The 12,231-nt window shown below is 53.9% G+C and carries 8 protein-coding genes; 6 read left to right on the plus strand and 2 right to left on the minus strand.

The annotated features are described in order from the left end of the window. Window positions 1-99 precede the first annotated feature (99 nt). The 5 genes from JUJ53_RS05955 to JUJ53_RS05975 all read left to right on the plus strand — a co-directional run bounded on the left by JUJ53_RS05955 (window position 100) and on the right by JUJ53_RS05975 (window position 7,733). A complete protein-coding gene (locus JUJ53_RS05955; protein ID WP_204151071.1) occupies window positions 100-1,407 on the plus strand; it encodes a CmpA/NrtA family ABC transporter substrate-binding protein in 1,308 nt (435 codons plus the stop codon). Window positions 1,408-1,530: 123 nt separating this feature from the next. Next, a complete protein-coding gene (gene ntrB / locus JUJ53_RS05960; RefSeq protein ID WP_204151072.1) occupies window positions 1,531-2,376 on the plus strand; it encodes a nitrate ABC transporter permease in 846 nt (281 codons plus the stop codon). A 146-nt stretch (window positions 2,377-2,522) separates the two neighbouring features. Then, a complete protein-coding gene (locus JUJ53_RS05965; RefSeq protein ID WP_204151073.1) occupies window positions 2,523-4,526 on the plus strand; it encodes a nitrate ABC transporter ATP-binding protein in 2,004 nt (667 codons plus the stop codon). Window positions 4,527-4,614: 88 nt separating this feature from the next. Continuing rightward, entirely contained in the window at window positions 4,615-5,454 is an 840-nt protein-coding gene (locus JUJ53_RS05970; protein WP_204151074.1) for a nitrate ABC transporter ATP-binding protein, read from the plus strand. Between the two features lie 110 nt (window positions 5,455-5,564). After that, window positions 5,565-7,733, plus strand: a complete 2,169-nt coding sequence (locus tag JUJ53_RS05975; protein WP_204151075.1) for a nitrate reductase — start codon at window positions 5,565-5,567, stop codon at window positions 7,731-7,733. A gap of 364 nt (window positions 7,734-8,097) precedes the next feature. On the opposite strand, the gene JUJ53_RS05980 is transcribed toward JUJ53_RS05975, so the two are convergent. Then, window positions 8,098-9,534, minus strand: a complete 1,437-nt coding sequence (locus tag JUJ53_RS05980) for a vanadium-dependent haloperoxidase (RefSeq protein WP_204151076.1) — start codon at window positions 9,532-9,534, stop codon at window positions 8,098-8,100. A gap of 364 nt (window positions 9,535-9,898) precedes the next feature. Here JUJ53_RS05980 and JUJ53_RS05985 point away from each other — a divergent pair, with 364 nt between their 5' ends. Next, complete coding sequence (locus JUJ53_RS05985) at window positions 9,899-10,756, plus strand: methylated-DNA--[protein]-cysteine S-methyltransferase (RefSeq protein WP_204151077.1); 858 nt, start codon at window positions 9,899-9,901, stop codon at window positions 10,754-10,756. Between the two features lie 62 nt (window positions 10,757-10,818). Here the strand turns inward: JUJ53_RS05985 and JUJ53_RS05990 are convergent, their stop codons facing one another. Further along, window positions 10,819-12,150 (minus strand): MATE family efflux transporter, encoded by a 1,332-nt coding sequence (locus JUJ53_RS05990; RefSeq protein WP_239124813.1) that lies wholly within the window; start codon window positions 12,148-12,150, stop codon window positions 10,819-10,821. Window positions 12,151-12,231: the final 81 nt, after the last annotated feature.

The raw sequence follows: 12,231 nt of genomic DNA on the forward strand, positions 1-12,231 counted from the left end.
CAGCACATCAGGCTTTTTCAGTGATCGGGCAGAAGGCGATCGCCCTTTCTCGATAGTTCTATTTCCATTATTTGATAACGAAGGATCAGGAAACCGCCCATGACTCGACTTTCTAGACGCAAGTTTATTTTGACCGCTAGCGCTACGGCTGCGGGTACATTTCTTCTTAACGCTTGCTCATCTGGATCCGATAGCGACACTTCGACGGTCGAGGCAGTAGATATCGATCCGGCTGATGCGCCAGAAGTAACCGCAGCAAAACTCGGCTTCATTGCCCTCACCGACTCGGCTCCCCTGATCATTGCTCAGGAAAAAGGTTTCTTTGCTAAATACGGCATGACCGAGGTATCGGTTGAAAAGCAGGCATCCTGGGGCACCACCCGTGACAACCTGGTGCTGGGGTCTGAAGGCGGCGGCATTGACGGAGCCCATATTCTCACCCCTATGCCTTACCTGATTTCTGAAGGTATTGTCACCGACGGGCGCAAGGTTCCCATGTATATCCTGGCTCGTTTGAATGTGAATGGTCAGGGAATTTCCTTATCCAATGACTATCTCGACTTGGAAGTTGGCGTTGATAGCAGCCCGCTGAAAGAGGTCTTTGCTGAACGGAAGGCAGCGGGACAAGAAGTTAAAGCAGCCATGACCTTCCCTGGCGGCACCCACGATCTGTGGATCCGCTATTGGCTAGCGGCAGGCGGTATTGATCCCGATAACGATGTCTCCACCATTGTGGTGCCACCTCCGCAAATGGTTGCCAATGTGAAAGTGGGCAACATGGATGCTTTCTGTGTGGGAGAACCTTGGCCCTTGCAAACGGTTAACCAAGAGATTGGCTATAATGCCCTCACCACGGGTGAACTCTGGAAAGATCACCCAGAAAAGGCGTTCGGTATGAGAGCTGACTGGGTGGATCAGAACCCCAATGCCGCTAAGGCTCTGCTGAAGGCTACCTTAGAAGCTCAAATTTGGTGTAGCCAGGCAGAAAATAAAGAGGAGATGTGTCAAATCTTGTCCAAGCGGGCCTGGTTTAACGTACCCTACGATGACATCATCGATCGCTCTGTGGGTACCTTTGACTACGGTACGGGCAAGGTACTCGACCAACCTGACCTGATGCAGAAGTATTGGGAAGATAATGCGTCTTATCCTTACAAGAGTCATGACCTTTGGTTCCTCACCGAAAATATCCGCTGGGGTTACCTGCCGCCGGATACGGACACCGCTGCTATGGTTGATGCCGTGAACCGCGAAGATCTATGGCGGGAAGCAGCGATCGCCATTGGACAAGAATCGGCGATTCCGGCTGACCCCTCTCGTGGCCTTGAAACCTTCTTTGACGGCATTCAGTTTGATCCAGCCGATCCACAGGCTTATCTCGATAGCCTAGCCATTAAACGAGTGTAGCTCTCCAGCCCCCTAGGGCGATCGCATCGTTCTAGGGGCTGCTTCTTTATCAGCCCTTGGTTTGAGTTTGGATTCCGACGCCTAGTTCTACCCAACGTGTTTTAACTTCGAGAGGTATCTGTGATGACTGCACCTGTAAGCATGAAGCGCCGACGATCTAAATTTGCTTTTCAACCGCTTGTTCAGTGGGCCTATAAACGACTCAAGGACTTGGTTCCCCCAGCGATCGCCGTGGTGATCTTTTTGGTTGTGTGGCAACTGTTAACCATGAGTCCAGATGCTAATCTTCCCAGCCCGGTTCGCACCTTAGAAGATACCTGGGAGCTAATTGTCGATCCCTTCTTCGATAACGGTGGAATTGATAAAGGTCTGTTTTGGCAAATTCTGACCAGCCTGCAGCGGGTTGCCCTAGGGTTTTCCTTGGCGGCGGTAGTGGGTATTGGGCTAGGCATTCTGGTCGGCACCAATAAGTTAATGTATCAAGCCCTGGATCCCATTTTCCAGGTGCTGAGAACCGTTCCGCCCTTGGCCTGGCTGCCGATTTCCTTGGCAGGGTTTCAGCAGGCGAATCCCTCGGCAATTTTTGTCATCTTTATTACCGCCATCTGGCCAATTATTATCAACACCACGGAAGGGGTGCTGCAAATTCCCCAAGACTACAACAACGTCTCTCGGGTTTTGCGCCTGAGCCGCACCACCTACTTTTTCAAGGTGCTCTTTCCGTCCACCGTTCCCTATATTTTTACCGGGCTGAAAATTGGCATTGGTCTTTCCTGGCTCGCCATTATTGCTGCAGAGATGCTGATTGGTGGCGTTGGTATTGGTTTCTTTATCTGGGATGCTTGGAACAGCTCTCGGGTCAGCGACATTATCATCGCGATTATCTACGTGGGTATTGTGGGACTCTTGCTGGATAAATTCATCACCTATCTCAGTAAACTAGTTGTTCCTGAAGAGCAGAAAAGCTAAGCGATCGCCTGTTTGATGGATCTGGCTGTTCTCAGTAGTTCAGATTCCACGAACGGTAAAGCTAGTTGTTCTCAAGCTTATATCTCCAGTACCACGAAGCTTTGCGTATTCAACCGTTTCTCTATGGCTGAGGCCGAGTATCAACCATGTCTATTTTCGTTGAAATTGACCACGTCGATCGCACCTTTTCCCTGCCAGACGGTGGGCAATACATCGCCCTCAAAAATATTGAACTGAAGATCCAAAAAGGGGAATTTGTCTCCCTGGTGGGGCATTCGGGCTGCGGCAAGTCTACTCTGCTCAATATCCTGGCGGGTCTTGATCAACCTAGCCAAGGTGGCGTCATCCTCGAAGGACGGCAGGTGACGTCGCCGGGCCCCGATCGCATGGTGGTCTTCCAAAACTATTCCCTCTTACCCTGGCTGACGGTTCGCGAAAACATTGCCTTGGCGGTGGATGAGGTGATGAGCCACTTGCCCAAGGGTGAACGGCGTGGCATTGTCGAACATCATATTGACCTGGTGGGCTTACGGGCTGCGTCGGATAAGCGCCCCACCCAAATTTCTGGCGGTATGAAGCAACGGGTGGCGATCGCCCGCGCCTTGGCGATTCGTCCGAAACTGCTCTTGTTGGATGAACCCTTTGGTGCCCTAGATGCTCTGACGCGGGGCGGCTTGCAGGAACAGTTGATGCGCATCTGTGAAGAGAGTCAGGTCACCTGTGTCATGGTCACCCACGATGTTGATGAAGCGCTGCTGCTGTCGGATCGGGTGGTGCTGCTGACCAATGGCCCGGAAGCCCATATCGGGCAGATGATTGAAGTACCGTTCCCCCGTCCTCGCAGCCGCATGGATGTGGTCAACCATCCTAACTACTACAGTCTGCGCGGTGAAATTGTCTATTTCCTCAATCAGCAGAAGCGGGCCAAGCAGCGCCGGGCTCAGCCAGCGGTGGCGATCGCTTCCAATGGTCTAGAAAAGGTCAACCTCGATCTAGGCTTCATTCCCCTCACCGACTGCGCGCCCCTGGTGGTGGCTAAGGAAAAGGGATTCTTTGAGAAGCATGGCCTCACCCAGGTGACCCTAAACCGTGAACCGAGCTGGAAAGCGATCGCCGAGGGCGTTGGCAGCGGTCGTTTAGATGCGGCTCAGATGGTGGCGGGTATGCCCCTAGGGTTGACCTTGGGGATGAACGGTCAGCCGCGCCTACCGGTGGTGACGGCGATGACCCTGTCTCGCAACGGGAATGCCATTATTTTGAGCAAGTCCTTCTTGGATGAAGGCGTGCGCAGTCTTAGCGACTTTAGGGAAGCGATCGCCCGCACCCCCGATCGCACCCATACCTTGGGCGTGGTGCATGGCTCCTCCATGCACAACCTGATGCTGCGCTATTGGCTAGCCTCTGGCGGCATTGATCCCGATCGCGATGTGGGCCTGGTGGTCATTCCGCCGGCGCAGATGATCTCGAATTTGAAGACTGGCAATATTGATGGCTATTCCGCTGGAGAACCTTGGAACTCCCGCGCTATTCAGGAAGGGCTGGGGTATGCCATTCAGGTAGACTCGGAAATTTTGCCCGAGCATACTGAAAAGGTGCTGGGTGTGCGGGAAGATTGGGCCAACCGCTACCCGGAAACCCATCTTGCGTTGGTGAAAGCGCTGCTGGAAGCCTGCGACTACTGCGACGATCGCCGCAACCGCGAAGAAATCCTAGAGCTGTTGAGCCAGCCAGACTACATTGGGGCAGACCCGATGCATATCCGTCCTGGCTTCCTAGATCCCTACGATCGCGGCATGGGCGAGGATCCCCAACTGATTTTGAACTACAACCAGTTTTCGGTGCGGAAAACCAACTATCCTGACGAAGTGGAAGCCCTGTGGACGCTCACCCAGATGGCCCGTTGGGGCATCGTGCCCTTCCCTCGTAACTGGATCGAAGTGCTCGCTCGCACCCGTCGCATTGACGTGTTTGGCCAGGCTGCTCGTGAAGTAGGACTGCTGGATATTGGGCGCGATCGCAATCCACTACATCTGTTTGATGAATCAACCTTTGACCCCGATAACCCCATCGATTACCTCAAGAGTTTTGCTATCAAGCGTGACCTACAAATCGAAGAGATCGCCTTAGATCAACTGACGTCAGTGTCCTAGACGTTCTGTTTACCGGGCTGGAGGGATGGGTTCTATCCATGCTCCTCCAGCTCTCTAGTGTTCTCAAGCCCTTAATCCTTCAATCCTCATGCAAATGTTAGATAGTGCGGTTCGTAGCTCCAACCCTTCTCAACAAACAGAACCTTATTTGGTCTTGGATAAGATCACCAAAATCTATCCGACGGCCAATGGCCCTTACGTAGTTCTGGATGGTATCGATCTAACGGTGAAGGAAGGGGAGTTTGTTTGTCTCATTGGCCATTCCGGCTGTGGTAAATCCACTCTGCTGGATATGGTGGCAGGCTTCCGGACGCCATCCTCCGGGGAGGTGCGGTTGCAAGATCAGCCAATTACCGAACCTGGCCCCGATCGCATGGTGGTGTTTCAAAACTACTCCCTCCTGCCTTGGTTAACCGCCTATGAAAATATTTATCTAGGCGTCGATTCTGTCTTTCCAGATAAATCTAAGGCAGAAAAGTCCCAGATTGTCCATGAACACCTAGCCATGGTGGGTCTTGATGAGGCGGCTAACAAAAAGCCTAGCGCCCTGTCTGGCGGTATGAAGCAACGGGTCTGCATTGCCCGAGCCCTGGCTCTGCGTCCGAAGGTGCTGATCTTGGACGAACCCTTTGGCGCGCTGGATCCGATTACCCGCGAAGAATTGCAGGAAGAGCTGCTGAAAATCTGGCATGCCCATCGCACCACCGTGTTGATGATTACCCACGATATTGATGAAGCGCTGTTCTTGGGCGATCGCTTAGTCATGATGACCAACGGCCCCGCCGCCCGGATTGGCGAGGTCTTGGATATTCCCTTCGAACGCCCTCGCGATCGCGGCCGTTTGATGGAAGCACCAGACTACTACGAGTTGCGCAACCACGCCCTCGACTTCCTCTATCGTCGTTATGCCCACGATGATACCGAATAGCTAGGGCGAGAGTCGGTCGGGTTGAGTCACCCTTGGCTCCCGACCGATGCTCCCTAGCTCGGGTGTATGTCTAGAAACCTTGAGCGTTGGCAGAACGGAGAGAATCACGGGTGGCAGATTGTGTGAAAACGTTATGTCCTTACTGTGGTGTGGGTTGTGGCCTGGAAGTGGTGCCGTCCCCTGGCGGTGTGGGTAAGGTCAGGGGCGATCGCTCTCATCCATCGAGCTTGGGACAGGTATGCGTGAAAGGGGCGACGGTGGCGGAATCGTTGGATTGCGATCGCTTGCTCTACCCGATGATGCGCGAATCTCTGGATCAGCCATTCCGGCGCGTCAGTTGGGATGATGCTTACCAGCGAATTGTCGATCATATCCAAACCCTGCAGCGCACGGTCGGCAGTGATGCGATCTGTATGTATGGGTCGGGACAGTTCCACACGGAGGACTACTACACGGCCCAGAAGCTGATCAAAGGCTGTTTGGGTACCAATAATTTTGATGCTAATTCGCGACTCTGTATGTCCTCGGCTGTGGCGGGCTATACCTATAGTTTGGGCTCGGATGGCCCGCCCTGTTGCTATGAGGATTTAGAGGAAACCGACTGTGCGTTTCTGATCGGCACCAACACCGCCGAATGCCACCCGATTGTGTTCAACCGTCTGCGCAAGCACCACAAGCGCAACAAGCATGTCAAGCTGATTGTGGTCGATCCGCGCCGCACTCCCACCGCCGAGGCAGCGGATCTGCACCTAGCCATTCGCCCCGGCACTGATATTGACCTGATGCATGGCATTGCCCATCTGCTGCTGCAGCGCGGCGATTTAGACGTACCGTTTATCGATGAATGCACCAGCGGCTTTTCCCAGTATGCCGACGTACTGCGCCATTATCCGCCCGAGCGCGTAGCCGCCACCTGCGGTATTCCTTTGGACGATCTCCAGCAAGCGGCTGATTACTGGGGGCAGGCGAAACGGGTGCTGTCGCTCTGGTCAATGGGGCTCAACCAGTATGCCGAAGGCACGGCTAAGGTGTGCAGCCTGATTAATCTACACCTGATGACCGGCAATATTGGCAAGCCGGGCACCGGCCCCTTCTCGCTAACGGGGCAGCCCAACGCTATGGGGGGGCGCGAAGCCGGTGGCCTATCGCACCTGTTGCCAGGCTACCGCTCGGTGAAAAATCCCGACCATCGCCGCCAGGTTGAACAGCATTGGCAGGTGCCGGAAGGGCAGATATCTCCCACACCGGGCCGTTCCGCCTGGGAGATGATTCGCGGCCTGGAAAGCGGCGCGGTGAAGATGCTCTGGGTTGCGGCGACCAACCTGGCCGTGAGTATGCCCGACCTGCAGCGCACCCATGCCGCCTTGAAGCGATCGCCCTTCACGGTCTATCAAGATGCCTACTATCCCACGGAAACGGCAGCCTACGCCCATGTGCTCCTACCGGCGGCCCAGTGGGGCGAAAAAACGGGCACCATGACCAACTCCGAGCGACGGGTCACCCTTTGTTCTGCTGTACGTTTGCCGGTGGGTGAAGCCAAGGCTGATTGGGAAATTTTTGCCGAGGTGGGTCGCCGTCTAGGATTTGAGCAGCAGTTTTCTGCGACTACGTCGTCCGAGGTGTATGCCGAGTTTGTGCAACTCACCGGCGATCGCCTCTGTGATATGACCGGCATCAGCCACGATCGCCTGCTGGAGCAAGGGCCCGTGCAATGGCCCTATTCCCAGCAATCCACCGACTGGCAGAAAAGCGATCGCCGCCTCTATACCGATCGGCATTTTCCCACCCCCGACGGTCGGGCCCGATTTGCGGCGGTTCATGCTCGCGGTCTGTCAGAACCCAGCGATCCTGACTATCCCCTCGTGCTCACCAACGGTCGCCTCTACGGCCATTGGCATACCCAGACCCGCACCGGTCGGATTGCGAAAACCGCCGCCATGCACCCGGCTCCGTTCCTAGAAATTCACCCCAAAGATGCAGCTCCTTTCGATCTACAGGAAGGCGATTGGGTGGAGGTGCGATCGCGGCGCGGCTTGGTTCGCCTGCCGGTGACGATTACGAAAGCGATCGCCCCCGGTACGGTCTTCATGCCCATGCACTGGGGCGCAATCTGGGCCGATGATGCCGAGGTGAATGCCCTAACTCACGCGGCCCTCTGCCCCACCTCCCTGCAGCCAGAACTGAAGGCCTGTGCGGTGAACCTTATCCCTGTGCGTCTCGTGGAGGAGGCGATCGATCAGCAACGTATTCCCCAACCCTCACCGTTACTGAATTGCTGAGCTCCAGTCCGGCTCTGCACCCCCTGAACCTCTGATCCATTGGGTGCCCAATCTACTGTTTATGGCAGATGATGGGACGATGGATAAAATACTTATTGCTGACTCATCACAGCCCATGTTGTCCAATCTAGAGCATCCCTTCAAGGTGAATAGCGCCGCCCAAACTCCAAACCCCTCTCCTGAGGGGAGAAGGGCTAAGATCAGTGGGTGGTCTAATTTGGAAGAGCGCTAGCGGGAGATATGCTGCAACTCTTTTGTGATGGTGGGATATTCTGACGAACACTCGCCAGACTAGCTAACTATACTGATGAGAGAATTAGGGCTTAATCTCCTTGATATCGTCACCCATGGGACGATGACTCTATTAGTAATGGGGTTGACGCGGCCCGATGACCGAAAGGTTGAGACCATTGGTGAAAATATCCTCGGCAATCTTGATGCCCAGGGGCATTCCTCCAATATTTTGAGATGGATCGGGGTTGCCAGAACTATCGACGGCAAAGGCATCAAACATCCAATGCACACCGATATAAACTCGGCTGAGTCCATTTTCCACAATCATCTGCCATAGACCATCTGGAAAGCTGCGTACATGGCGAGGACGCACCGTACCTTGACTATCCGTGGTTATGCCATTGAATTCCTCGGAGACAAAGGTTAATCCATCAAACAGGTTGTCGCTACCGCAGCCGGTAGTGCCGTAGAATAATCGAGTCATCTGTAGCGCCGCTGCTCCAAAGGTAGCATGACCTGAGGGATAGGCAGGAAAGTTAGGCGTGAAATTGTTGGTGGGTGTGGGTGCATTGCTGCGAGGCGCGCCTAGGGGTAGCCATGATGGATCAGCATTCTCAGATAACTCACCGCTTTGCCCGGTGCCACTGGGGCCTAGGGAGCGATCGCCCTCTCGAATGCCCACAATAGGACGCCATAGGTCATGGATATATTTTTGATCCCAAGCTAAGATGCCGGCATCGCCCATAGCCACGTTCACCAAGGCAAAGAGCCGCGCATTTTGGTCTACAGTATTGCCGCGAGCGATCGCGACCTTACGAACAATCTGGTTATAGAGCCGAGGTGGAGTACCTAGCTCAGCTGCACCGTCGTAGCCCCAGTAGACACCAATCAGCGTTTCGTTCGGCGTGCGTGGTTCCAGATCATTGGGTAGAGTGCCCATCAAGTCTGGTGCAATACCCTTGCCCCGTACTTGCCGTAGGGCTTGGCGATAGTCATCACTGTCTAAGGCTGGGGGAGCGTCTAATTCGTGGCGATTGGTAACTGCAAAGCATCGGGATTCTGCACCGTAAAAGGGTGCATGGAAACCTTGGGTTAGGTTATCTGGATCCAGGCGATGGGCACCGGGGACTAACGATGCGGTGTAATTGGCATCGCTAGAGCTTGGATCCTCCTGCCGTTTTTCTAGAATCTTCTGGGCTACAAGGCGTCCATAATCATAGCCATCTTGCAGATTGTCGCCGCTTAGATCAGCCTGCGCTAATTTGGTGTCAAAAAAGGCTTTTTGGCTGGGAAATAATAGAGATAAGGTTGTGTGGGCAGCCATGGCAACCGCAGCATCGGCAGAAGCATTGGCCTGAGGCTTAGGCAAACCAGGTAGGTAGGGAGATAGATTGACGGGAGCATGGGGATTGCCGCGTACGCCAGCATAGGCATCATACATGGCTAAGTGGACAATGGCTAAGGCTCGTGAACTGAGCGTGGGGCCGGTTTGCTCCCCTGCTCCATTGGTGTGGCTGACACGATTGGCTTCAAGGGCAACGTCATTCCAATATAAAATTGGATCCATTGTAGTTCTCCTGGACATTAGTAAAGGGGGCGTTGATTCAAGACCACGAGGGCGGATGAGATGATGCAAAAACCGGCCCAGGTAAGCGGCGATCGCTGGTAGGTTGAGCATACGTACCTGGGCGATGTGAGGTGCTAACCGTGGACGACGGCGATCCTGTTGAACGATATGCAAGCTGCGACCTCCAGCAATCCTTGCCTGGACTCTTCAACGATAGAAACGCGACCTAGGGGTTGGCAGTACCCCCAGGGGTACTCTTTCGCTTCTGAAGGGACAGCCTGAACCTAGACAGCAAGAAACGGGTGGTGGAATTGTCCAGCCATCAGTACAGTGAGGGTGATAGAGAGCGGCACTAGACGACACTATGACCTCTTCAGCGGATACCAAGCTCAATCAGCAGGACACTTACGAACGCATCGCGGCGGCGATCGCGTTCCTGCGGCAACACCATGCCGAACAGCCTGACCTGAAGGCGATCGCTGCTCATCTACATCTCAGTGAATCTCACGTTCAGCGCTTATTCACCCAATGGGTTGGCATCAGTCCTAAACGATTTTTACAATATCTGACGGTGGGCTATGCTAAGTCAAAGATTCAGACCAGCAAAAATTTGCTAGATCTCACCCTTGATGCTGGCTTATCGAGTCCGGGACGCCTGCATGATTTATTTGTCAACCTAGAGGCTATGTCTCCTGGAGAATATAAGTCTGGCGGTCGTGGCTTGCAGATTCGCTATGGTATCCATGGGACACCGTTTGGTTACGCCTTAATTGCTCTCACCCATCGAGGGATATGTAATCTGATATTCTTAGAAGAGAGTGATGTAGATGCGGCCATATCGTATTTGCAGACAGAATGGCCAGCCGCAGAACTGATTCTGGATCCGGCAACGACGCAGGAGGTGAGCGATCGCATTTTTACCCCCCTTGCAACTCATCCTACGCCTTTGACGGCCCATGTGAAAGGCACCAATTTTCAGATTCAGGTCTGGCGATCGCTCCTGATGATTCCTCCGGGCGGCTTAGCAACCTATGGTGGGATGGCTAAGATCCTGGGTCGTCCTACCGCAGCAAGGGCAGTGGGGACAGCGATCGGGCGGAATCCTGTGGGCTATCTAATTCCTTGCCATCGAGTGATTCGTGAGTCGGGAGACTTAGGTGGCTATCGGTGGGGGCTGGAGCGCAAGGCGGCATTGCTGGGCTGGGAAGCTAGCCGCCTGTGATGATGATGCAAGCTGCAGTTGTTGCGATCGCTGCTCCAGCTACTGTGGACGCAGGCGGAACGCTATGGCTTGATAGATACTATCGCTGTTCGGCGACCTGTGAGGCGATGAAACCGCAGAATAGAAATTAGACCAGCAACTGCAACGCCGATTGACTGCCCAATCCATAATCCCACTCCTTCAAATCCTAGGATAAACCCAAGACCATAGCCGCTTGTGAGACCCACACCCCAAAAAGCTAGACCGCTGATCAGCATAGGAATACGGGTGTCTTGAAGTCCATGGAGCGCTCCCATGGCTACGCGCTGGATGCCGTCTAACAGTTGGGCGATGGATGAAACAAATAACATCGGTATCGCTAAGGCGAGAACCCGAGCATTATCTGGATGATCGATGTCGATATAGATGCCAATCACCTGCCGACGATAGATCACTAAAGCGATCGCTGTGACGAACATAAATAATCCGGCAATCACCATACCAACATAGCCCGCTCGGCGCACGCCCTTCATATCCTTCTGCCCCAGCCACTGACCTACACGGGCTGTCACGGCGTAGGACATTCCTAGGGGAACCATGAAGATAATATACATGGTTTGGTAGACGGTTTGATGGGCGGCAAGGATATCGGTTCCTAGGATACCCATGAGGAAGGTGACGGTGGCAAATAAGCCATATTCTAGAGCAATGGTGATGGCGATCGCTCCTCCTATGGTGGTTAGCTTCTGGAGAATTTTGAGGTTGACGTGATGGAAGTTTTGCAGAAATCGATAGTTTTTGAGCTGCGGATGCTTGAGAGTATAGATGAGAAATAGGATAAACATAAACCAAAAGCTAAGCCCACTGGAAAGCCCTAGTCCAGCTAATTCCATGCGGGGAAAGCCAAGTTTACCAAACCCCAGCACATAATTACCCGTAATATTGACCAGGGTGCCGATGATCACAATAATGATCACAACATTGGCTTGGGACAGGGCTGACGCATAGCCTCGCAGCATAGCAAAGCCCAACGCTGGAAAAATTCCCCAGACAATAAACCTGAAGTAGGGAGCAGCACGGGTGGCGATCGCTTCCGGTTGTCCAAGGGCCAGCAAACCTGCATCCAAGTGACTGATGATTATCATTAAGGGCAGGGTGAGGATGATGGCCAGCCACAGTCCTTGGCGAGCAATATGTTCGACTCGTGCTGGTTGTCCGGCTCCATAGGCCTCGGCAACTAGGGGACTGACTGCCATCACGATACCGCTGACCGTCGTTAGGCAAAACTGGAACATGGTGGATGCCAGCCCTCCCGCTGCAAGGCTTTCGGTGCCTAAACGCCCCATCATGATCGTATCCACCAGACCAACCGTGGCCTGGGCGACCTGGGCACTGGCTAGCGGAATAGCCAGCATGAAAAATCCTCCTATATCCTTGCCAAGGGGCGATTGTTTGACTGCGTTAGCGATCATGTCCTAGCTCATGCTACAAAATGT

This window comes from Leptolyngbya sp. CCY15150, from assembly GCF_016888135.1.
Classification (GTDB): domain Bacteria; phylum Cyanobacteriota; class Cyanobacteriia; order RECH01; family RECH01; genus RECH01.

Bases quoted from the DNA above. Each gene is read 5' to 3' on its own strand.
- ntrB (WP_204151072.1), top strand. From the start codon at position 1,531: ATGACTGCACCTGTAAGCATGAAGCGCCGACGATCTAAATTTGCTTTT.
- JUJ53_RS05990 (WP_239124813.1), bottom strand. From the start codon at position 12,150: ATGCTGGCTATTCCGCTAGCCAGTGCCCAGGTCGCCCAGGCCACGGTT.
- JUJ53_RS05970 (WP_204151074.1), top strand. From the start codon at position 4,615: ATGCAAATGTTAGATAGTGCGGTTCGTAGCTCCAACCCTTCTCAACAA.
- JUJ53_RS05965 (WP_204151073.1), top strand. From the start codon at position 2,523: ATGTCTATTTTCGTTGAAATTGACCACGTCGATCGCACCTTTTCCCTG.
- JUJ53_RS05980 (WP_204151076.1), bottom strand. From the start codon at position 9,534: ATGGATCCAATTTTATATTGGAATGACGTTGCCCTTGAAGCCAATCGT.
- JUJ53_RS05955 (WP_204151071.1), top strand. From the start codon at position 100: ATGACTCGACTTTCTAGACGCAAGTTTATTTTGACCGCTAGCGCTACG.
- JUJ53_RS05985 (WP_204151077.1), top strand. From the start codon at position 9,899: ATGACCTCTTCAGCGGATACCAAGCTCAATCAGCAGGACACTTACGAA.